Origin of the sequence: Streptomyces sp. NBC_01750 (assembly GCF_035918095.1) — a bacterium.
Classification (GTDB): Bacteria; Actinomycetota; Actinomycetes; order Streptomycetales; family Streptomycetaceae; genus Streptomyces.
Window position 1 is genome coordinate 2,956,715 of sequence record NZ_CP109137.1, and the last position, 22,558, is coordinate 2,979,272.

A 22,558-nucleotide genomic window follows, 5' to 3' on the forward strand; every position below is an offset into this window, starting at 1 on the left:
ACACACCGGAGGCCCGAGACATGGAGCCCGTCATATCCGTCCGCGGGGCCCAGGCCACGCTCGGCTCGCGCCCGGTACTGCGCGGCATCGACCTCACCGTCCAGCGCGGTGAGGTGGTCGCCCTGCTCGGTGCCAACGGCTCGGGGAAGTCGACGGCCGTGCGTTCCGTGATCGGCCAAGTGCCGCTCACCGGCGGCGAGATCGCCCTGTTCGGCACGGAACTGCGCCGATTCCGCGAGTGGGCGCGCATCGGTTACGTACCGCAGCGCACGACCGCCGCGAGCGGTGTGCCCGCGACGGTGCGCGAAGTCGTCTCCTCGGGCCGGCTGTCGCGTACGAGGCTGGGCCGGCAGTCCCGCGCGGACCGGGCCGCCGTCGAGCGCGCCATCGAGCTCGTCGGGCTCACCGACCGCGCCAAGGACTCCGTGAACGCGCTCTCCGGCGGCCAGCACCAGCGGGTCCTCATAGCCCGCGCGCTCGCCTCCGAGCCCGAACTGCTGATCATGGACGAGCCGATGGCGGGCGTCGACCTGGGCAGCCAGGAGATCCTCGCCGGAACACTGCGCGAGCAGGTCGCGGCCGGGACGACAGTCCTGCTGGTCCTGCACGAGCTCGGACCGCTGGAGCCCCTGATCGACCGCGCGGTGGTGCTGCGCGACGGCTGTGTGGTCCATGACGGGCCGCCGCCGAAGGCCGTGGGCCAGCATGCGCTGCCCGGCCATGACCACGTACATCCGCATGCGGCCGACGAGCCGCTCCGCACGGGACTGCTGACCTGATCATGGAAATCCTCGAGACTGCTTTCATGCAGCGGGCGCTCATCGCGGCCGTACTGGTCGGCATCACCGCCCCCGCCATCGGCATCTATCTGGTGCAGCGCCGCCAGGCGCTGCTGGGCGACGGCATCGGCCATGTCGCGATGACCGGTGTCGGCCTCGGCTTCCTGCTGTCGACCAACCCGATCTGGATGGCGACGCTCGTCTCGATCGTCGGCGCGGTCACGATGGAGCTGATCCGGGCGTACGGACGCACGCGCGGCGATATCGCGCTGGCGATGCTCTTCTACGGCGGTATGGCCGGCGGTGTGCTGCTGATCAACCTCTCGGACAGCGGCTCCACGGCCAATCTCAGCTCGTTCCTGTTCGGCTCGCTCTCCACCGTTTCCGACGCGGACCTCACCGCGATCCTGCTGCTGGCCGCCTTTGTGGTGCTGGTCTCGCTGGGGCTGCGCAGGCAACTGTTCGCGGTCAGCCAGGACGAGGAGTTCGCGCGGGTCACCGGTCTGCCGGTGCGCGCGCTGAATCTGCTGATCGCGGTGACCGCGGCGGTCACCGTCAGTGTGGCGATGCGGGTGGTCGGGCTGCTGCTGGTCAGCGCGCTGATGGTGGTGCCGGTGGCCGCGGCGCAGCAGATTTCACGGTCCTTCAGGGCCACGTTCGCGCTGGCGGTGGGGATCGGCGTGACGGTCACGCTGGCCGGAACGACCACCTCCTACTACCAGGATGTGCCGCCGGGCGCGACGATCGTGCTGCTCGCCATCGGCATCTTCGTGGTGCTGACCGCGCTCGCCGCGCCCCTGGCGAGGCGGCGCGCGCGCACACTGGAGGCGAGCGGGGCGGAGTGCACCGCGGACATGCCGCACACGCGACGTCCGAGCGACGACGTCAAGGTCTGAGCCCAGGCCTGGCAGAATGGCCCGACATATGTGCGGGCGAAGCGAGGAGGCACCTGTGGCGACGGCGCCAACCGGCGGAAATGCAGCCCCAGTGCGGGGCCGGTCGACCCGGCAGCGGGCCGCGGTGGCGGCGGCGCTCGACGAGGTGGACGAGTTCCGCAGCGCGCAGGAGCTGCATGACATGCTCAAGCACCGCGGCGACTCGGTGGGCCTGACGACGGTCTACCGCACGCTGCAGTCGCTCGCGGACGCGGGCGAGGTGGACGTGCTGCGCACCTCCGAGGGCGAATCGGTGTACCGGCGCTGCTCGACCGACGACCACCATCACCATCTGGTGTGCCGGGTCTGCGGAAAGGCGGTCGAGGTCGAGGGACCCGCGGTGGAGCAGTGGGCGGAGATGATCGCGGCGCAGCACGGCTATGTGAACGTGGCGCACACGGTGGAGATCTTCGGTACGTGCGTGGAGTGCGCGAGCTCCTCGGCGGAGGGCTGACCGGACAACGGCGCGCGCCCTGGGGCGGCGCCCCCGCGATGTGATGGGTTGCCCGTCCCGGGGTGCCCGTCTCCGGCTTGCCGGTCCTCGGTCCTTGGTCCTTGGGGTGCGGGCCCACGGGTGCCGTCTCCCCCGAGCGCCCCGTCCCCGGAGTGCGGGCGCGTGGCGCCCGGACGCGCCCGGAGCCGAGCGCGCACCGTTGGGGCCGCTCCGGGGCTCGTGTCCTGGACTGCTTTCCTCACCGCGCTTCGCGCGAGCTTCGACGCTTTACGTCCAGAACACGACCGCTGCGCGTCCCCCTGCCAGGGACGGGCCAGGGGCACCCGGCCTGCCGCGCAAAGCTCACGCGGCATGCCCTCGGGCCGTCCCAGCTTTACGTCCAGAACACGACCCCTGCGCGTCCCCCTGCCAGGGACGGGCCAGGGCTCCTCGGGTGCCCGTCGGCGTTGGGGCTTTGCCCCCGGGTTTCGCGGTACGAGCCGCCGGCTCCGGGGGCATGGCCCCGCGCCTGCGCTCTGCGGCGCGAAGCTGCCGCTCCGGGCACGTGGGGGCGTCAGCCCCCACGTACCCCTCCCACCACCCAGGGGGCCTGGGGGCACCGCCCCCAGTTTCGGGAAGGGGCGGGGTGGGGGAAATCCCCCCGCTCACGCAGACGTGCCCTCGGGCCGCCCCCGCATCGCCTCGAGCTCCTCGTTCGGGATCGCGCCGCCGAAACGGCGGTCGCGCTGCGCGTACTCCAGGCAGGCACGCCACAGGTCGCGGCGGTCGAAGTCCGGCCACAGCACGTCCTGGAACACCATCTCGGCGTAACTGCTCTGCCAGATCAGGTAGTTGGAGGTGCGCTGCTCGCCGCTCGGGCGCAGGAACAGGTCCACGTCCGGCATGTCCGGGTAGTACAGGTACTTGGCGAAGGTCTTCTCGTTGACCTTGGACGGGTCCAGCCTGCCCGCGGCCACATCGCGCGCGATGGCCTGCGCCGCGTCCGCGACCTCCGCGCGGCCACCGTAGTTGACGCAGAAGTACAGCGTCATGGCGTCGTTGTCCTTGGTCTGCTCCTGGGCGACCTGGAGCTCCTGGACGACCGACTTCCACATCTTCGGCATCCGGCCGACCCAGCGGATACGGATGCCGAGTTCGTCCATCTCGTCGCGGCGGCGCCGGATGACGTCCCGGTTGAAGTTCATCAGGAAGCGCACCTCGTCGGGCGAGCGCTTCCAGTTCTCGGTGGAGAAGGCGTACAGAGAGAGGTTCTTGACGCCCATCTCGATGCAGCCCTTGAGTACGTCGAGGACGACGGCCTCGCCGACCTTGTGCCCCTCGGTGCGCGGCAGCCCGCGCTCCTTGGCCCAGCGGCCGTTGCCGTCCATGACACATGCCACATGGTTCGGCACCAGCTCGCCCGGGATCTTCGGCGGGCGGGCGCCGGAGGGGTGCGGCTCGGGGACCTTGTAGTCGCGGCGGGACCGGCCCAGGATTCCGCGTCGTGCCATGCGGTTCACATCTCCTATTTCTCTATTTCGACGTACCTCAGCGAGCGCAGGCCGCGCTCCAAGTGCCAGTGCAGATAGGCGGACACGAGCCCGCTGCCCTCCCGGACATGACGCGCCTCGCACGCGTCCGCCGTCGGCCAGTCACCGGTCAGCAGCGCGCTGAGCAGCCCGATGGCCTCCGCAGAGGGTACGACGCTGCCGGGCACCCGGCAGTCGCCGCATATGACGCCGCCGGCGGCGACGGAGAAGAACCGGTTCGGCCCGTGCATGCCGCATTTCGCGCAGTCGTCGAAGCTGGGTGCGTAGCCGTTGACGGCGAGCGAGCGCAGCAGGAACGCGTCGAGGACGAGATGCGGGGCGTGCTCGCCGCGGGCGAGGGTGCGCAGGGCGCCGACCAGGAGGAGGTACTGCTGGACGGCGGGCTCGCCCTCGTGGTCGGTGAACCGTTCGGCGGTCTCCAGCATGGCGGTGCCCGCGGTGTAGCGGGCGTAGTCGGTGACGATGCCGCCACCGTAGGGAGCGATGGTCTCGCTCTGGGTGCAGAGCGGGAGCCCGCGGCCGACGAGTTCGCTGCCGCGCGCGAAGAACTGCACGTCGACATGGGAGAAGGGCTCGAGCCGGGCACCGAACTTGGACTTGGTGCGCCGGACGCCACGGGCGACGGCACGGACGCGGCCGTGACTGCGGGTGAGCAGCGTGATGATGCGGTCGGCCTCGCCCAGTTTCTGGGTGCGGAGGACGACGCCGTCGTCACGGAACAGGCTCATGCGGTCATTGTCCCGTACAGGTCGCCCCCGCCCGTAACCCGCCCGGAGAATCAGTCGTGGACGCGCTCCTCCAGACGGACGGTGACGCTGTCGCCCGCCTCCTTTCCGATGGCCTTGCGCAGGTCGGCCTTGACCGGCAGCTTGTGCGTGCCGTCGCCCAGGGCCATGAACGAACTGCGGAAGGGGTGGCCGTCGATCGTGCCCCGGACCCTGACCAGGCCGCGGGTGCCGAAGAACTCGACGGAGTCGGGCCACACGAGGTAGGTCCAGCCGCCCTTGTTCGGGCTCTTCTGCAGGGTTGCGGTGAATTGTTTGTCCATGCAGACAGGACCGTGCGAGGCGGGCAAACTCATCGCGGCTCCTCCCGGATAGCACGGCGACCCCTCCCGCGACCGGTGGGGCGGCGTCCGGCCGGGTTTCGCGATGAACCATTCCATATGAGAATTGGACAAACACCTCTGACGTGCAGGCCACGCCACCACTGCAGCGATCGGGGCCAGCGTGTCGTCCAGCGATACCAGGTCGAGTACGCGCCCCTTCGGCACCATGAGCGCTGAAGGCGCGGCGGAACGTGACGACGCACTGACTCATGCCGTCCTCAGAGCCGTCGAGGTGACCGGGGCCCATGCCGGGAGTGTGTTCCTGATCTCGCGCAACCGCCACACGCTGGTACTCGCGGCAGCGGCTGGGATGCCACCGTCGCTGCTCGGCGGCTGGCGGCGGATTCCTGTGAACGGTGCCATTCCCGTGGCGGAGGCGTTCCGCTCCGGGCGGACGGTCCATCTGGCCGACGCCGATGAGACCATGCGGCGATTTCCCCAGCTCGCGGTCGCACTGCCCTACCCTTTCGGCTCCGCCTCCGTACCGGTCACGGCGGGAGGGGAGACCTTCGGGTCCATGTCCGTGGTCTGGGCCGCCAGGCCCGGTGGGAACGGGCTGTCCAAGGCGCAGCGACGGCAGTTGCGCACCGCGGCCGGCCGCCTCGGCGTAACGCTCTCCGAGCTGAACGCGCACGGCGTCGATGTCGGGTGCGACATGGAGACCGTTCCGGTGGAGGTCCCGGTGCCGTCCGCCTCGGCGGTGCGGGTGGGCCTGTTCGACTGGGAACTCGACACCGGAGCCCTCCAAGCGGATGCCACGTTGTGTGCGATCTTCGGCCTCGCCCCGGACGAGTACGACGGACAGGTGGCCACGCTGGCGGCCAGGGTGCATCCCGCGGACCGTCCCGGTCTCCGCGCTGCCGCCCGTAGTGCGGCGGAGGAGGGCCACATCCTCGCCCAAAGCCTGCGCGTGCCGGAGAGGGGCGGCGGTCACCGCACCATCGAGCTGTGGGGCCGGGTACCTGACACCCCGGCCGACCGGGAGGCGCGGCCCCATCTGGTGGGCGGGGTCCTCGACCTCGGGGCCGGTATGGCCGCCGTCGCGGCGATCGAACGGCTCGCGGACGGCTTCTTCTCGCTCGACCGGGACGGGTGTGTGACCTACGCCAACCACACTCTGGTGCGGCTGTTGCGCCTGCGTCGAAAGGATCTGGTGGGCCGACACCTCTGGGAGGCGCTGCCGTGGCTGGCCGATCCCGCCTACGAAGACCGTTTCCGGGCCGCCAGGGTCTCCCAGCAGCCCGTCTCCTTCCTGGCCCGAAGCCCCGACCAGTGGCTCGTGTTCTCTCTCCGCCCGGATGCGCAGGGCATGACCGGCTGGGCGACTCCGTCCGGGCAACCGGTCCCGGCCGGGGCCGAGCCCGGAGCACCGCCCGCGCAGGCAGGGGCCGCCCCGTCCTCCTCGCGGCCCGCACCGACACGCCTGGGCGCCATCTATCGCGTCCTTCAGATGAGCAGCGCCCTGACCGAGGCGGTCACCGCGCGTGAGGTGTGCGACGTCGTCACCGACCAGCTCCTGCCCGCCGTCGGCGGGCATCGAGTGGCGATATACGTGGTGCACGAACGGCATCTGCGTCTGCTGTCGCAGCGTGGTTACAGCGAGAGCTTTCTGGAGCCGCTCGAGGGCAGGCCGCTGCATCACGGCCGGGAGCCCGTGACCGGCGCGCTGACCTCCGGGGTCCCGCTGTTCATCGAATCGCGGGAGGAGTTCTCCCGTGCCTATCCCGAGCTCCGCGCCGAGTCCAACTCCTTCGTGTTCCTGCCCCTGATCGCCTCCAACCACCCCGTGGGTGCCTGCGTTCTGGGCTTCGACGAGGCCCATCCGTTCTCCGGCGAGGAACGAAGCCTCCTCACCGCGCTGAGCGGTCTGATCGCCCAGGCACTGGAGCGTGCCAGGCTCTACGACACCGAATTCGCCCTCGCCCGGGGTTTGCAGAACGCGCTGCTTCCGCACCGACTGCCCACACTGCCGGGCATCCGCGTCACCGGCCGGTACCTGCCCGGTACCCGTGGGATGGACATCGGCGGCGACTGGTACGACGCGATCCCCACCGACCGCGGCGTCGTGCTGGTCGTCGGAGACGTCGAGGGCCACAACGTCGCCGCCGCAGCCACCATGGGCCAGCTGCGGAGCGCGGTACGCGCCTTCGCCTCCGCCGGCCAGCGCCCCGGCGATGTGATCGCCGGCACCAACCGGCTGCTCCTCGACCTCGACCCCGGGCTCCTCGCCAGTTGCTGCTACGTCCTCCTCGAACCCGGTACGGGAGTCGCGCACGTGGTCCGCGCGGGCCACTGCCCGCCCCTGTTGCGCCGGCCCGACGGACACACCGAGTTCCTGGATCTGCCGGGCGGCCCGCTACTGGGAGTGGAGCGCGCCGTCGACTACCCCGAATCGGAGCTGAGACTTCTGCCCGGCTCGGTCCTGGCCCTCTTCACGGACGGACTGATCGAGACACGCGAGTCCGATATCGGTGTGGGCATGGACCGGCTGCGGACCTCGCTGGCCCATGCCGGTGCGGAATCCCTGGAAGAACTGGCCGACGCACTCCTGCGGAACGCCCGCCAGACCCCGAACCGTAGGGACGACATCGCGCTGCTCCTCACCGGGTACGCCCCTGCCGCGCCGCCCGCACCGCCCGCCGGGTGAGCGGAAGCGGGCACGGGACCCCGACCGCGCCGTCCTTGTCATCAGGGCCGTTCGGTGTCATCGCACCCGCTCAGTTCGACCGCCTTCGTCGCGGATGTCCGCCGCCGGGCGGAGTCATCTCCGCGTCCTTGTTGATGGCGCGGGCGAGGATGATCCCGATGAAGATCAACCCGACGCCGAACCAGGACGCCGCGGCGTCGAAGATCAGGGAGACGACACCCACCGGGATGATCAGGCCCGCCAGCGGGATCAGCAGGTTGCGCACCGGCGGCGGGGGCTCGCCGGCGTGTTTCCGGCTGCGGACGACCTGGGGGTACCACTCGGTGAAACTCAGCGCGGTGACGATCGCCCCGATCTGGATGATCCACGCGGTCCAGAGATTGTCCGGATTGTGCAGGACAAGGTCCCCGAAGCCGCCCGCGAGGGCCGCCACGAAGAAGGCCGCGCCCCAGACGCCGGTGATCACATAGTTGATGCGGAGGAACTCCCGCGATTTCCAGTACACCGGGTCGACCCGTTCCCGTCCGTACTGCATCGTGAAGGGCACTCGTACGGCCATGGAGCCAAAGGCGATGACCACCAGCGCGAGGTTGGAGATCTCACCCGCGTACGTCTCCAGCCACGTGTGGGTGCCCGGCGAGGAGGCGGCTCCGACGGCGGCCAGTACGGCGAAGAAGACAATGTCCGACACCTCGAGGATCTTGAGCGAGGTGCCGCGGCAGAGCATCCGCGCCGCGATGAGGAGCACCACCGACATGGCGAGGGCGAGGCCCACCGCCAGTTCGAATCGGCCCGGGCCGACCAGGACCGAGAAGATGATCCACGGGGACATCCCGACAATCGGGCTCTCGAGCGCGGCGGCGAGACGCCCACCGGGTGCCGTGCCTGCGGCAGTGTTCATTGTGCGGGGGCCCCTTCGCCGGGCAGATCCTCCTGGCCTCAAGCCTGCCGCGAGATCCCTGACCGCGCTACAGGGGTTCGGCTGCCGCGCGCGGCGTCGACGGACCAGTCGACGGACCACGGGAGAGCGCGCAGTCAGGGCGAGCAGGTCACGGGCCTGCGGCACACCGCGGGGGTGGGGCCCTGCGGGCGGCCCGCGAGCTAGAGGTTAGGCTGTCCTTACCCCGCCCCTCCCGGGTGCCCGGTCATAGATCAGGCTTATGGGTTCATAGGTACAGGGCGGGTACCGCCGTGCGAGCGCCGTTGCCAGAGTGGCGTAGGAGAGTCGGCTCCCTCCGCACGCGCCGGACCGTCTCACTCGCCGGGTCACGCCCCGTGGACCTCGTTCGAAGGGAACCATCCATGCCCCGCCCTCTGCGGATCGCGATCGTCGGTGCCGGCCCCGCCGGGATCTACGCCGCCGACGCGCTGCTGAAGTCCGAGGCCGCCGTCGAGCCCGGCGTCTCCATCGACCTCTTCGAGCGGATGCCCGCGCCGTTCGGCCTGATCCGGTACGGCGTCGCGCCCGACCACCCGCGGATCAAGGGCATCGTCACCGCCCTCCACCAGGTGCTCGACAAGCCGCAGATACGTCTCTTCGGAAACGTCGATTACCCGAACGACATCGGCCTGGACGATCTGCGCGAGTTCTACGACGCGGTGATCTTCTCCACGGGCGCGGACGCGGACCGGGCCCTGGACATCCCCGGCATCGAGCTGGACGGCTCGTACGGAGCCGCCGACTTCGTCTCCTGGTACGACGGCCACCCGGACGTGCCGCGCACCTGGCCGCTGGACGCGGAGAAGGTGGCCGTGCTCGGCGTCGGCAATGTCGCCCTGGACGTGGCCCGTATCCTCGCGAAGACCGCGGACGAACTGCTGCCGACCGAGATCCCGCCGAATGTGTACGACGGCCTGGCCGCGAACAAGGCCCTCGAGGTGCATGTGTTCGGGCGGCGCGGCCCGGCGCAGGCCAAGTTCAGCCCGATGGAGCTGCGCGAGCTCGACCACTCCCCGAACATCGAGGTCGTCGTCAACCCCGAGGACATCGACTACGACGACGGCAGCATCGCCACCCGCCGGGCCAACAAGCAGGCGGACATGGTCGCGAAGACGCTGGAGAACTGGGCGATCCGGGATGCCGGCGACCGGCCCCACAAGCTGTTCCTGCACTTCTTCGAGTCCCCGACCGAAGTCCTCGGCGAGGACGGCCGCGTGGTCGGGCTGCGTACGGAGCGCACCCGGCTGGACGGCACGGGCAATGTCACCGGCACGGGCGAGATGCACACCTGGGACGTGCAGTCGGTCTACCGGGCGGTGGGCTATCTGTCCGACGAACTGCCCAAGCTCCCCTTCGACTTCCTCACCGGCACGGTCCCGCACGAGGGCGGCCGGGTCATCGAGGGCGGCGAGCACACGCAGTCGACATACGTCACGGGCTGGATCAAGCGCGGCCCGGTCGGCCTGATCGGCCACACCAAGGGCGACGCCAACGAGACGGTCGCCAATCTGCTGGATGACCACGCCAACGGGCGGCTCCACACGCCGGCCGCGCCGGGCCCCGAGGCTGTCGTGGGCTTCCTGGAGGGCAAGGACGTCCGCTACACCACATGGGAGGGCTGGCACCGCCTGGACGAGGCGGAGCGCGCGCTGGGTGCGGCGGAAGGCCGCGAGCGTGTGAAGATCGTCGACCGCGAGGGCATGCTGCGGGCGAGCGAGGCCTAGGCCACTGGGGCTCCGCCCCGGAGCCCGCGCCTCAGACGCCGGCGGGGCCGGATTTTCCGCCGGACGGGCAGAACCTTCAAGCCCGTCCGGCGATTGAGGACACGCGGCCCAAGGTCACGTAGGAGGCCGTAGCCCCCATTCGCGCAGCGGAGCCGGCCCCGGTCACCGACTACGCGTCCCCCGGGACCACCAGCCCCGATTCATACGCGACGATCACCAGCTGAGCCCGGTCCCGCGCGCCCAGTTTGCCCATGATGCGGCTGACATGTGTCTTGGCCGTGAGTGGGCTCAGGCTCAGCGCCTCCCCTATCTCCGAGTTGTTCAGACCCCGGGCCACCAGCGCGAGAACCTGGCGTTCGCGCTCGGAGAGGCCGTCCGGGCCGCCAGTGGTGGGCGGATCGTTCGGCGCGCGCAGCACGCGGGCTATCAGCCGGGACGTGGGGCCCGGGGAGAGCAGGGACTCCCCCGCCGCCACCGTCCTGATCGCGGCGAGGAGGTCGGCCGGTTCGGTGTCCTTCACCAGGAACCCGGACGCGCCCGCGCGCAGCGCCTCGACGATGTGCTCGTCGGTGTCGTACGTGGTGAGCACCAGGACTCTGACCCCGGCGAGGTCGTCGTCGGCGGCGATCAGGCGGGTCGCTTCGATGCCGTCGAGTTCGGGCATGCGGATGTCCATGACGACGAGGTCCGCGCGTTCGGTGCGGGCGAGTTCGACGGCCTCCGTGCCGTTGCCCGCCTGACCGACGACCTCCATGTCGCGGGCGGACTCGACGAGCATCGCGAAGGCCGCGCGCACGAGCCTCTGGTCGTCGGCGAGCAGTACCCGGATGGCGCTCATGCCAGGGCCTTTGCCTGCTGGAGCGGCAGGGCCGCCGCGACCTCGTACCCGCCGCCGTCGCGCGGACCGGCTGCAAGTGTGCCGCCGACACTGCGGGCGCGCTCGCGCATCCCGGCGATGCCGTAGCCGGAGCCTTCGGTGGCGCCCGGTGCGGTGCCGTCGTCGGTGACGGTGACCCGGAGGTGACCGTCGGATGCTGCGACCGCGACACGTATGCGCACGCCGGGGCCGCCGTGGCGTACGGCATTGGTCAGCGACTCCTGCACGATGCGGTACGCGGCGGCCTCGACGGCGGGCGCGATGCGCGTACGGCCCGTATGCACCTCCAGGTCCGCCTTCGCCGCCCGTACGAGACCGGGCAGCGCGGTCAGGTCGGGCAGGGGTCCTGCGGCATCCGGGCCGTCCGCCCTCAACACCTCCAAGGTGGTGCGGAGTTCACCGCGCGCCGTGCGGCAGGTGTCGGTGATGTCGTCGAGGGCCTTGGCGATGGCGGCGCGGTCGAGCCGGTCGGGATCGACGGTCAGGACATGGGACGCGACGGAGGTCTGCACGCCGATGAGCGTGATGGAGTGGGCAAGGAGATCGTGCAGATCGCGGGCGATGCGCAGGCGTTCCTCGGCGACGCGGCGGGCGGCCTCCTCCTCTCGGGTGCGTTCGGCGCGTTCGGCGCGGCCGACGACGGAGGCGATGTAGCGGCGGTAGGTGCGCACGTCGACTCCGAAGATGAGCACGGCGAGGATCCAGCCCGAGGTGCGCAGCGTCTCCAGGCCCTGGTGGGCGTCGACCTGGAACATCACAGTCACGGCGGTGCCGATGACGCCGACCCCGATGAGGAAGGTGTGCAGGGGGCGGGCTGTGGCGGCGACGGTGTAGAGGGCGACCAGCGAGGCGGGGACGGGCGCGATGTGGGTGTTGTCGGCGGCGTGGTACGGGACGATGCACACAAGTACGGCGAGCAGGACGGCCATGGGCCGGCTGCGCCGCCAGGCGAGGGCCACGACGCTGCCGGCCAGGAGTGCCCACCCGAGCACGTCGGGCCGGCGGCCCTCATGGACGGTGAGTGCGAGCACGAGGGCGAGGACGCCGACGGCTGCGGCGAGGACGGCGTCTTTGCGCGTCCGGTTCGCCCCGGAGAGCGGATCCCGGCTTACGGCGGTGAGGACGCGCTCCCCGAGCCGGGGGCGGGCGGCTGTCTGTGGCTGCTGCACGGGTCCATCCTCAGGTAGACGTGCCGGGCCCCCGCGCCTCGAACGCCGGCGAGGCTGAATTCAAGGGCGGGGTGGGGCTGTGTCCGATTGTGCGGCTCCGCCGCGCGGGCCCGCCGCAGGCTCCCGTTCAGACCCGCGCGGCCGGTTCGCCGGCGCGCACCGCATCCTGCGGCGGGACCAACCCCTCGGGCCCGCACGACAGTCGGCCCGGCCACCACACCCGGCGGCCCAGCAGCAGGCTCGCCGACGTCACCAAGTACGTGCGGACCAGGAATGTGTCCAGCAGGACGCCGACCGCGACCACGAAGCCCATCTCGACCATCGTCACCAGCGGCAGGTTCATCAGCACCGAGAACGTCGCCGCCAGCACGATGCCCGCCGAGGCGATGACGCCGCCCGTCGTGCGCAGCGCCGTCAGCGCCGCGGCCGCCGGTTCCGCACCGGACAGGGACTCCTCGCGCATCCGGTGCATCAGGAAGATGCCGTAGTCGACACCGAGCGCGACCAGGAATACGAACGACAGCAGCGGCAGCCCGGGGTCGACGCCGGAGAAGCCGAAGACCGGTCCGAAGACCAGCCCACCCAGGCCCGTCGCCGCGCCCCACACCGCGACCACCGCGACGACGAGGATCAGCGGCGCGACGATGCTGCGCAGCAAGGCGACAAGGATCAGCAGGACCGCGACGAGGACCAGCGGGACGACGACCTTCCGGTCCCGCAGGTTGGTGTCGTCCAGGTCGAGCTGCTGGGCGCTCGGCCCGCCGACGTATGAACCCTCCAGGCCCGCACGCAGCGCCTTGATCGTCGCGGTCTCGCCGGCCGTCTCCGGCGCGTTTGTCGCGAAGACGGCGAGCTCGGTCCAGCCGTCCGCGCCGCGCCCCCGTGTCACGGCGGCCACGCCCTCCGTCGCACGGGCATCGGCCACCGCCTCGTCCGCGCCGGACGTGGGTGTGATCACGCTGATCGGCCGGCTGCTGCGGTTCGGATACGCGTCCGCCAGCGTCCGCATCGCGGTCACCGACTCGGGCCGGTCGGTGAAGCTGTCCTCCTGCTTGAGCGTGCCCGGCAGACCGAGCACGCCGAACGCCAGCGCCCCGAGCAGCACCGCTCCCGAGGCGAGCACGACGACCGGCCTGCGCCCCGCGGAGCTGCCCATCGCTGCGAAGAGCGAGCGGCGCTGCTTCGGCTCGCTCCCGTACGCCGGCACCAGCGGCCAGAACACCCTGCGGCCGAGCAGTACAAGTACCGCCGGCAGCAGTGTCATCATCGCCGCCAGCGCGCACACCACGCCCAGCGCGCCGACCGGACCGAGCCCGCGCGCGCTGTTGAGGTCGGCGGCCAGCAGGCACAGCAGCCCGGCCGCGACGGTCCCGGACGAGGCGAGGACGGCGGGCCCGCAGCCACGCAGGGCGGCGCCCATCGCGTCGTACGGCTGCCGGACACGGCGCAGCTCCTCGCGGTACCGGGCGACGAGCAGCAGCGCGTAGTCGGTGCCCGCGCCGAAGACGAGGACGGTCATGATCCCGGCGCTCTGGCTGGTGACCGTCAGGTCGAATCCCTGGACGAGGCCGTAGATCAGGGCCCTTGTGGTCAGCGCGGCGACGCCGACGACGAGCAGCGGGACCGCCCACAGGAACGGGCTGCGGTAGGTGAGGATCAGCAGGACCGCGACGACGAGCACAGTCGCGATCATCAGCGTGCCGTCGATGGAGTCGAAGACCTCGCTCATGTCGGTCTGCAGGGCACTGGACCCGCCGACGTCGACGCTCAGCCCGCCGGCGCCACTCACGGCCTCCCGTATGCCCTCGACGAAGGCGGTACGCGCCTCCTCGTCGTCACCGGGCTCGGTGGTCGACACCGGGAACATCAGCGTCGTGCCGTCCTTGGACGGGACCCCCACGGGCCGCTGCCCGCCCGTGAGTTGATGGGTGGAGGCGATCCCGGCGACCTGCCGGTCCACCGTGACACGGTCGGCGGCCGTCAGCCCGCCGTCCCGGTGGTACACGAGGACGAGCTCGGTGGATTCGCCGCCGGGCAGCTTCTGCTGGATCTTCGCGACCTGGGTGGAGTCCGCGTCCGCCGGCAGATAGTCCACGACGTTGTCGCGCTGCACGTCGCCGAGCTTGCCCGCGAAGGGGCCGGCGAGCGCGATGACGGCGATCCAGAACGCCAGCACCGCCCACGGCACGGCACGACGGCGTCTGTTCACGGGCCCCATGGGTGTCTCCCCTTCGTCACGGGTGTCCGGTGTCGGACTCCGTGACCAGGCTCCCGCCGGAAAGTGCGCGATTCCTCGCGCGGGCGGGCGAGATGAGGGCTACTGCGCTGGGTGGCCCCGGCCCGGTTCTACTCCCGAGGGAGTACGGGCGGGGAGTGCGGACCGGGCAGGGGGCCGGGAGTACGAGCCGGGCGCACCGGCCGGGGGTGGGCGCCGGGCGTACTAGAAAGGCGTACGCGCCGCCGCCAGCAGCCGCGTCGTGTCGTCCGCGCACAGCTGCAGCGCCGCGCCGACCGTCGTCAGTACCTCACGCTCCGCCGGGGTGTACGTGCCGTCCGCCAGGGCGATTCTCGCGCCCTGCAGCAGGATCGACTCCCGGCCTGCCGGGGCCAGATGAGGCGCGAGCGGCTCCAGCGCCTCATGGAGCTCGATGGCGAGCGCGGCTCCGTACGGCCCGGTGTCGGTGACGAAGCGGCCGGTGTCCGCGGCGAGCGCCTCGATCAGCGCCGTCAGCTGGTCTTCGGTGCAGTCGTCGAGGCCGGCCGCGCGGACCGTGGCGACCGCGGTCTCGCGGACCGGGCGGGAGGAGGTGCCGCCGGAGGCGAGGACGGCGAGCGCGACGGTGTGCACGGCATCCCGGAGCATCGCGGAGAAACGGCTGGTGGTGGGGTGGTCGAGGGCGTCCATGCCGAAGTGGCTGTGGCAGGCGGCGCATTCGACGACCGGACCGGCCGCGCCGCGCGGCAGCAGCGGCACGCCGAGGAAGGTGAAGCGCCGACGGCCGGTGCGACGGCGGTAGTTGCGGTCGCCTCCGCAGTCGGAGCAGAAGAACTCTCCGTCGCCGATAGTGTTCCAAGAGGTATGAACGCCGCAGACCAGCACTTTTCGGCCGATTGGTCCTCGAGCTGGCTGCACGTCGCACCTCCGTAACGCTCCGGCAACATTGCCGCGTTGACGTGATGTTAGCCACATGCGTGATGTCACGTCAGCACCTCGGACGGCAGTAGGCCAGGACATGGCTGAAATCCTCGCCCTGCGGCCGGCCCCGAAGGCGGGCAAGACCGCGCCTCCGGCCGCTCCCGAGGGAGCTGCCGGAGGCGCGGTGAAGTTGACCCGGTGAAGCGTACTAGCGGGCCGCGCGGTTGACGGCCGAGACGACCGCCTTCAGCGAAGCACGCGTGGTGTTGGCGTCGATACCGATGCCCCAGAGCACCTTGCCGTCGATCGCGCACTCGATGTACGAGGCGGCCTGCGCGGACGCGCCCTCGCTCATCGTGTGCTCCTGGTAGTCCAGCAGCCGCGCGTCGACGCCCACCGCGTTCAGCGCCTCGAAGAACGCCGAGATCGGGCCGTTGCCGGAGCCGGTCAGCACCGTCTCGGCGCCGTCCACGACCGCCTCGACGGTCAGCGTGTCGATGCCGTCCTTGTCGGTGGTGGTCTGGCCGGAACGCAGCTGGATTCGGCCCCACGCGTTGTCCGGGTTGGGCAGGTACTCGTCCTGGAAGACCGCCCAGATCGCCTTCGGCGTGACCTCGCCGCCCTCACTGTCCGTCTTCGCCTGGATGATCTTCGAGAACTCGATCTGCATCCGGCGCGGCAGGTCCAGCTTGTGGTCGTTCTTCAGGACGTACGCGATACCGCCCTTGCCGGACTGCGAGTTGACCCGGATGACCGCTTCGTAGGAGCGGCCGACGTCCTTCGGGTCGATCGGCAGATACGGGACGGCCCACTCGATGTCGTCGACGGTCTTGCCCTGGGCGGCCGCGTCGGCCTCCATGGCATCGAAGCCCTTCTTGATGGCGTCCTGGTGGGAGCCGGAGAAGGCGGTGTAGACCAGATCGCCCGCGTAGGGGTGGCGCGGGTGGATCTCCATCTGGTTGCAGTACTCGCTCGTCCGACGGATCTCGTCGATCTGCGAGAAGTCGATCTGCGGGTCGACGCCCTGGCTGAACAGGTTCATGCCCAGCGTCACCAGGTCGACATTGCCGGTGCGCTCGCCCTGGCCGAACAGGCAGCCCTCGATACGGTCCGCACCGGCCATGATCGCCAGCTCGGCGGCGGCGACGGCGGTGCCGCGGTCGTTGTGCGGGTGTACGGACAGACACACGTGCTCGCGGCGCGACAGGTTGCGCGACATCCACTCGAAGCGGTCGGCGTGCGTGGACGGGGTCGAGCGCTCCACGGTGGCAGGCAGGTTGAGGATGATCTCGCGGCCGGCCTCGGGCTGCCAGACGTCACAGACGGCCTCACAGACCTCCAGCGCGAAGTCCAGCTCGGTGTCGGTGAAGATCTCCGGGCTGTACTGGTAGCCGAAGGTCGTCTCCGGGCCCAGGATCTTCTCGGCATACTCCATCACCAGCCGCGTACCGTCCACGGCGATCTGCTTGACGTCGTCCTTCGAACCGCGGAAGACGACCCGGCGGAAGGTGGGCGCCGTTGCGTTGTACAGGTGCACGGTCGCGCGGTGGGCTCCGACGACGGACTCGACGGTGCGCTCGATCAGGTCCTCGCGCGCCTGGGTCAGGACGGAGATCGTCACGTCCTCGGGGATCGCGCCCTCTTCGATGATGGAGCGTACGAAGTTGAAGTCGGTCTCGCCGGACGACGGGAAGCCGACCTCGATCTCCTTGTAGCCCATGCGTACCAGCAGGTCGAACATCTCGCGCTTGCGGGCGGGCGACATCGGGTCGATCAGGGCCTGGTTGCCGTCGCGCAGGTCGGTGGACAGCCAGCGGGGCGCGGCGGTGATCCGGTTGTTCGGCCAGGTCCGGTCGGGGATGTCCACGGCCTCGTACTTGCCGTACTTGTGAATCGGCATCCCGGACGGCCTCTGGGTGTGGGTCGCCGTGGTGATGGGCGTCGGGCGACCGACAGAAGTGTCAGACATTGCGCAGGGCTCCTCGGGGTCCAGCGGTAGGACGGCCGACGAGTCGAAGCAGCACCAGATCCCGCGGGGAGGGGGTCGGCCTACGACTACAGGCCCTCGCCGCGGCAGCTAAGGAGAAGCAGCCCGAAACGCATGATGGGAAGCAGCCTAGCCGAGCACCGCGGGGATGGCGGTGGCGTATCAGTATGCGGGACACAATTCGGGTTACGGCTAAACGGTGACCGATCACTCCATTTCACTAATCATGGTGGCAACTAGTGACAGCGCCGTGACTCAATGCCACAGTCCCCCGCATGGACGCCAACGCCCGCCGGGGCAACCCGGTCTTCTGCACCATCGTGCCGCCGCATGTCCTCGACAAATTGGCCCGCGCCGAGGACCCCGCGATCGCCGAGCCCGCCGCCCGCACCCTGGAGCACGACGCCCTCCAGCGCACCCGCCGCCGGATCACCACGGTCCGCGGCCTCACTCCGGGCGCGGCCCGCGCCGTGTCGGACAAGCCGCATCGCACGATCTACGACGCCGGGCACGAGGAGACCGTGCCGGGCAGGAAGGTGCATTCCGAGAACGACAAGCCCGCCAAGGACGCCACGGTCAACCGCGCCCACGCGGGCCTCGGCGCGACCTTCGAGCTGTATCTGAAGGCGTACGGCCGTCACTCCATCGACGGCTCCGGCCTGCCGCTGAACGCGACCGTCCACTACGGCGAGAACTACGACAACGCCTTCTGGGACGGCGAGCGGATGGTGTTCGGGGACGGCGACAACGATCTGTTCCTGGACTTCACGCTGCCCGTGGACGTGATCGGACACGAGCTCACCCACGGTGTCACGCAGTACACGGCGAACCTCGAGTACTTCAGCCAGTCCGGTGCGCTGAACGAGTCCATGTCGGACGTCTTCGGCTCGCTGATCAAGCAGTACTCCCTCGGCCAGACCGCCGACCAGGCCGACTGGCTGATCGGCGCGGGCCTGCTGGGCCCCAATGTGACGGGCGTCGCGCTGCGCTCGATGAAGGAGCCGGGCACGGCGTACGACGACGACGTTCTCGGCAAGGACCCGCAGCCGGCGACGATGGAGGACTACGTCAGAACCGGTCGCGACAACGGCGGCGTGCACATCAACTCGGGGATCCCGAACCACGCCTTCTACCTGGTCGCCACCGCGCTGGGCGGCAATGCGTGGGAGCGGGCGGGCCAGATCTGGTACGACGTCCTGACCGGCGGCGAGCTCTCCAAGACCGCGCAGTTCACCGAATTCGCCGGCCTCTCGGTGGCCGCGGCCCGCTCGCGCTTCGGCGACGGCGAGGAGCAGGAGGCGCTGCTGAAGGCGTGGTCCCAGGTCGGGGTGAGTACCAACTGAGCCGTTCTCGTACTAGACAGGACCCATGCGTATCCAGGTAAGGCGCACGGGAGGGTTCGCCGGCATCGAGCGGTCCGCGGAGGTGGACACCTCGGGGCGGACCGATGCGGGTACCTGGCGTGCCCTGGCCGAGCAGGCGATGGCCGACGGCCGGGGCACGCCACCGGCCGGAGTGCCGGACGGGTTCAGCTACCGGATCACGGTGGACGGGCGCAGTGTCCACTGCGCGGATCCCCGGCTGTCCGACGCGCAGCGGCAGCTGATCTCGCGTGTCCTCAAGGAAGGTTCCTGACCGGGCAAAGGCGGACGCGGACGCGGATGCGGCCCGGTCAGAAACCGAGCTTGCGCAGCTGCTTCGGGTCCCGCTGCCAGTCCTTCGCGACCTTCACATGGAGATCCAGGAAGACCGGCGTGCCCAGTAGCGCCTCGATGTGCTTGCGCGACTTCGTGCCGACCTCCTTCAGGCGCTTGCCCTTCGGGCCGATGATGATGCCCTTCTGGCTCGGGCGCTCGATGTAGAGGTTCGCGTGGATGTCCAGCAGCGGCTTGTCCGCCGGGCGGTCCTCGCGCGGCAGCATCTCCTCGACCACCACCGCGATCGAGTGCGGCAGCTCGTCCCGTACGCCCTCCAGCGCGGCCTCACGGATCAGTTCCGCGACCATGACCTGCTCGGGCTCGTCCGTGAGGTCGCCCTCCGGGTAGAGCGTCGGGCCCTCCGGGAGCAGCGGGATCAGCAGGTCGGCCACCAACTGGACCTGCTTGCCGCCGAGTGCCGAGACCGGGACGATCTCCGCCCACTCCATGCCCAGCTCCTTGCCGATCCGGTCGATCGCGATCAGTTGCTCGGCGAGGGTCCTGGAGTCGACCAGGTCGGTCTTGGTGACGATCGCGACCTTCGGGGTCTTCTTGATGCCCGCGAGCTCCTTGGCGATGAAGCGGTCGCCGGGGCCGAGCTTCTGGTCGGCGGGCAGGCAGAAGCCGATCACGTCGACCTCGGCCCAGGTGGTGCGTACGACGTCGTTGAGACGCTCGCCGAGCAGCGTGCGCGGCTTGTGCAGGCCCGGGGTGTCCACCAGGATCAGCTGGGCCTCGGGGCGGTGCACGATGCCGCGTACGGTGTGCCTGGTCGTCTGCGGCCGGTTGGAGGTGATCGCCACCTTCTGGCCTACCAGAGCGTTCGTGAGGGTGGACTTGCCCGCGTTGGGGCGGCCGACGAAGCAGGCGAAGCCGGCCCGGTGCGGGACGTTGTTCTCTTGGGTACGAGCGCTCATGGCGCCCATTGTCCCTGATGTCACGAGCCCTCGGGTACGCGCGCCCTCACCCGCCGCACTCTGGCCCACACTCCGGCCCCCAGCAGGCCGGCCGCCAGCACCACCGCGACCAGCCACGGCAGCGCGAAGAAGGAGGTTCCGGCCGACTCGCGGACGTCCCGTGCGCTGGCTGTGAGTCTGACCTCGCCCCATTCGAGCTGGGGTGCTCCCGCCCAGCGTTCGGTGAGGCGGATCTTCTGACGCGGCAGCAGCTCGGCGGGGATCGTCTTCAGATCGCGGTTGAGCAGATCGCGGCCGAAGAGGCCTTCTGCCTTGAGGGCGACCTTGGGGTTGAGCGTGACATTGCCGCGGTTGTAGAGGGTGTACGAGATGAGCGCACTGCTCTCGCCGGTGCCGGGTACCAGAGGCTGCTCGTGGGTGAGCGTGACGTTCTCGACCGAGAGTGCGGGGACGGTGGGGCCGTTCACCCGCAGATAGATGCGCGCGCCGACCGCCTGCTGGATGCCGACGGCGAGCGGGCCCGTCGAGGGGTTGATGTGCTCGTCGAGGGCGACCAGGGCGCCGGGATGGTCACCGGGTTCGGCGTCCTCGGGGACGTTCATGGTGTAGGGCACGGTGACCGAGCTGTTCCCCGGGACGGTGACGCGGTCGCGCTCGGGCTTCGCCCAGGCGCCGACGCCGCGCTGCTTCTCCTTCAGGGTGCGTACGGCGAAGCCGCCGTCCCGTTCGGTGTTGTACGCGTCGGCGGCGTACAGCCGGAACGTCAGGGGGGCGGCGGTCTTGTTGGTGACCGTGACCTGATCGGTGAGGGTCGCGCCGGGGTCGGCCGAGAGGTAGAAGCACGGGCGCCGGCCCGGTTCGGCGGGGGTCCCCCCGGCGGAGCGAGGGGGAGAGGCGGGATAGACGGACCAGTTGCCGTTGTCGGCGGCGTGGGCAGCCGGGCTGCCGTACGCGCCGTGCAGCAGCGCGACCAGGACCGGCAGCAGGATGACGTACAGCTTGCGCATGTGGGGAGCCCCCAGGGACGTAGCGGTGCCGGGGAGGTTCGGACGGGCCGACCGGGTGCGCGCCCGGCCCGCCGTTCGTGTTTCTTCGGCTCGGTTCGCCTAGGTGAGCGTGAGGGTCAGCACGCCGGAGTACGCGCCGGGCGCGGTGTACGCCGGTACGTCCAGTGAGACCTTCGCGTCCACGGTGAACTCGCCTCCGGTGAGTGCCCCGTTGGGCGTGGAGGCGAGGGTCGCGCCCGCGCTGCCGACCGGTCCGGCGGAGCCGGCCGCACAGGTGCTGGGACTGCCCTGCTTGGTGGTGCAGGCCGGCGTCCAGCCGAGTCTGGCGGCGTCGATCTTCCCGCCGGGCCCGGTGAAGTCGGTGACCTTGCCGGTCAGGGACCAGCCCGCGGGGCCGCCGCGGAAGTCCTTGACCGTCACCGTCTTCAGATCGCCGGTGGCTGCCCCGCCCTTGCCGAAGTCGACCGCCGACATCTGGACGGTGTCACCCGCCTGGGACATGGACAACGTGCCTGCCGCGACGGAGGCGTTGAGCTTCTGGCTGTTGCCGGGCAGAGGCGTGTCGTCGATGACGGTGTACGCCGCCGGGCCGGCGCCCTTCTCCGCCGACCAGGCACTGCCTTCGTACGCGACAATGCCGGTGGTCGCCTTGTTGTTGACCTTGAGCTGCGCGGTGAAGCCGCCCGTGGCGTCGGCCTTGAGGGCCGCCCTGTCGGCTGTCTCGGCCGCTCCGGCCCGTCCGACGACGGTGATGTCGGCGAGCGGACTGAACTTCGCGCCGGTGACGGTGACCGGGTCACCGGGCTTGCCGGAGGCCGTGGCGAGCTGGATGGTGCGCTCGTTGGCTCCCGGTACGTCCGTCGCGACGACCGTCTGGGAGACGGGCGCCGGCGGATTGATGACCGTACAGGGGGTGTCCAGCTCCATGATGTAGCTGGTGTGGATGTTGTAGTCGCCGGGCGAGAGGGTGATCGAGCCGGGCGCGGCGACCGTGAAGGTGCCGGTCATCGAGAACGGCGGGAACGCTCCCTTGCCCGGGACGGGCGGGTTCTTCTTGGGGCCGGTGACCGTGACGCTGCCGGCCTGGGCGCCGCCGAGGGTGACCTTGCCGCTGGGCGTCATGATGTCGGCCGGAAGCGCGAGGTCGACCGGGTTGCTGGCGGCCGGCTTCGTGACCGTGTACGTGACCTTGACGGTGTCGCCCACCTTGGGGGCGGCGTTGTCGACGGTGATCTCGGCGGTCGTGGTGCCGTCGATGGGCGGGATGCCGGCGATGGGCGGCGGTACGCAGTGGGTCGCGAAGTCCACCGGTGCGGAAGCGGCGGCCATCGCGTTCGCGGGTGCGGCGAGCGATGCCGCGCCCGCGACCAGGGCGAGGGACCCCAGTGCGGCGGTCCACCGTCGCCTGCGGTCGGTGGATCTTCGGTTGGCGGATCTTCGGGCGGCTGTAGCCATGATTGCCCCCTTCTGAGGAATGCTGGGGGCCATTGACGTGGGACTGCCGAAAGAAGTCAATGGAATCGAAATGCGGTATCTGATGACCCATCAGATACTGTCAAGATCCGCGTCTCCGCAGGCCGGAAGGGGAATCGGCACCACCGGATCGATGACGCCGATTCCTGTCACAGTGGTGCTGTCATGTGATGGGGCCG

At 70.3% G+C, this 22,558-nt stretch carries 19 protein-coding genes; 7 read left to right on the plus strand and 12 right to left on the minus strand.

Annotated elements, in window-relative coordinates:
• Positions 1-20 precede the first annotated feature (20 nt).
• Genes OG966_RS13360 through OG966_RS13370 form a run of 3 tightly spaced genes read left to right on the plus strand, consistent with a single transcriptional unit; the run spans position 21 to position 2,168 of the window.
• Entirely contained in the window at positions 21-779 is a 759-nt protein-coding gene (locus tag OG966_RS13360; RefSeq protein ID WP_326649807.1) for a metal ABC transporter ATP-binding protein, read from the plus strand.
• Positions 780-781: 2 nt separating this feature from the next.
• Entirely contained in the window at positions 782-1,675 is an 894-nt protein-coding gene (locus tag OG966_RS13365) for a metal ABC transporter permease (protein WP_326649808.1), read from the plus strand.
• 55 nt (positions 1,676-1,730) lie between these two features.
• On the plus strand, positions 1,731-2,168 hold the full coding sequence (locus tag OG966_RS13370; RefSeq protein ID WP_326649809.1) for a Fur family transcriptional regulator: 438 nt from the start codon (positions 1,731-1,733) through the stop codon (positions 2,166-2,168).
• 644 nt (positions 2,169-2,812) lie between these two features.
• Here OG966_RS13370 and OG966_RS13375 read toward each other — a convergent pair.
• From OG966_RS13375 to OG966_RS13385, 3 genes are read right to left on the minus strand one after another with little or no spacing between them, the layout of a single operon-like run.
• A complete protein-coding gene (locus OG966_RS13375) occupies positions 2,813-3,658 on the minus strand; it encodes an isoprenyl transferase (RefSeq protein WP_326649810.1) in 846 nt (281 codons plus the stop codon).
• A gap of 14 nt (positions 3,659-3,672) precedes the next feature.
• The gene (recO, locus tag OG966_RS13380; RefSeq protein WP_326649811.1) at positions 3,673-4,425 is read right to left on the minus strand and encodes a DNA repair protein RecO; all 753 of its coding nucleotides are present in this window, start codon (positions 4,423-4,425) and stop codon (positions 3,673-3,675) included.
• A gap of 50 nt (positions 4,426-4,475) precedes the next feature.
• Entirely contained in the window at positions 4,476-4,745 is a 270-nt protein-coding gene (locus OG966_RS13385) for a DUF1905 domain-containing protein (RefSeq protein WP_326655186.1), read from the minus strand.
• A 226-nt stretch (positions 4,746-4,971) separates the two neighbouring features.
• Between OG966_RS13385 and OG966_RS13390 the strand changes: the two genes are divergently transcribed.
• A complete protein-coding gene (locus OG966_RS13390; RefSeq protein WP_326649812.1) occupies positions 4,972-7,452 on the plus strand; it encodes a SpoIIE family protein phosphatase in 2,481 nt (826 codons plus the stop codon).
• A 70-nt stretch (positions 7,453-7,522) separates the two neighbouring features.
• Here OG966_RS13390 and OG966_RS13395 read toward each other — a convergent pair whose 3' ends face one another.
• A complete protein-coding gene (locus OG966_RS13395; protein WP_326649813.1) occupies positions 7,523-8,353 on the minus strand; it encodes a hypothetical protein in 831 nt (276 codons plus the stop codon).
• A gap of 401 nt (positions 8,354-8,754) precedes the next feature.
• Here OG966_RS13395 and OG966_RS13400 point away from each other — a divergent pair, with 401 nt between their 5' ends.
• Positions 8,755-10,116 (plus strand): FAD-dependent oxidoreductase, encoded by a 1,362-nt coding sequence (locus tag OG966_RS13400; protein WP_326649814.1) that lies wholly within the window; start codon positions 8,755-8,757, stop codon positions 10,114-10,116.
• Between the two features lie 169 nt (positions 10,117-10,285).
• On the opposite strand, the gene OG966_RS13405 is transcribed toward OG966_RS13400, so the two are convergent.
• The 5 genes from OG966_RS13405 to leuA all read right to left on the minus strand — a co-directional run bounded on the left by OG966_RS13405 (position 10,286) and on the right by leuA (position 17,267).
• Positions 10,286-10,954, minus strand: coding sequence for a response regulator transcription factor (locus OG966_RS13405; protein WP_326649816.1), 669 nt, complete (start codon positions 10,952-10,954; stop codon positions 10,286-10,288).
• Positions 10,951-12,162 carry a sensor histidine kinase gene (locus OG966_RS13410; protein WP_326649817.1) on the minus strand — a complete coding sequence of 404 codons (1,212 nt, stop codon included), beginning with the start codon at positions 12,160-12,162 and terminating at the stop codon, positions 10,951-10,953. The genes OG966_RS13405 and OG966_RS13410 overlap by 4 nt, the downstream gene beginning before the upstream one ends.
• 127 nt (positions 12,163-12,289) lie before the next feature.
• A complete protein-coding gene (locus tag OG966_RS13415; protein ID WP_326649819.1) occupies positions 12,290-14,380 on the minus strand; it encodes an MMPL family transporter in 2,091 nt (696 codons plus the stop codon).
• A gap of 222 nt (positions 14,381-14,602) precedes the next feature.
• Complete coding sequence (locus tag OG966_RS13420; RefSeq protein WP_326649821.1) at positions 14,603-15,295, minus strand: TerB family tellurite resistance protein; 693 nt, start codon at positions 15,293-15,295, stop codon at positions 14,603-14,605.
• Positions 15,296-15,506: 211 nt separating this feature from the next.
• A complete protein-coding gene (gene leuA / locus OG966_RS13425; RefSeq protein ID WP_326649822.1) occupies positions 15,507-17,267 on the minus strand; it encodes a 2-isopropylmalate synthase in 1,761 nt (586 codons plus the stop codon).
• A gap of 293 nt (positions 17,268-17,560) precedes the next feature.
• On the opposite strand from leuA, the gene OG966_RS13430 reads away from it, so the two are divergent.
• Entirely contained in the window at positions 17,561-18,628 is a 1,068-nt protein-coding gene (locus tag OG966_RS13430) for a M4 family metallopeptidase (protein WP_326649823.1), read from the plus strand.
• A gap of 25 nt (positions 18,629-18,653) precedes the next feature.
• On the plus strand, positions 18,654-18,920 hold the full coding sequence (locus OG966_RS13435) for a protealysin inhibitor emfourin (RefSeq protein ID WP_326649824.1): 267 nt from the start codon (positions 18,654-18,656) through the stop codon (positions 18,918-18,920).
• Between the two features lie 37 nt (positions 18,921-18,957).
• Here OG966_RS13435 and era read toward each other — a convergent pair whose 3' ends face one another.
• From era to OG966_RS13450, 3 genes are all read right to left on the minus strand, one after another.
• Entirely contained in the window at positions 18,958-19,899 is a 942-nt protein-coding gene (era, locus tag OG966_RS13440) for a GTPase Era (protein ID WP_326649825.1), read from the minus strand.
• Positions 19,900-19,919: 20 nt separating this feature from the next.
• Complete coding sequence (locus OG966_RS13445) at positions 19,920-20,906, minus strand: WxL protein peptidoglycan domain-containing protein (RefSeq protein ID WP_326649826.1); 987 nt, start codon at positions 20,904-20,906, stop codon at positions 19,920-19,922.
• 99 nt (positions 20,907-21,005) lie between these two features.
• Positions 21,006-22,361, minus strand: coding sequence for a beta-xylosidase (locus OG966_RS13450; protein WP_326649827.1), 1,356 nt, complete (start codon positions 22,359-22,361; stop codon positions 21,006-21,008).
• Positions 22,362-22,558 lie beyond the last annotated feature (197 nt).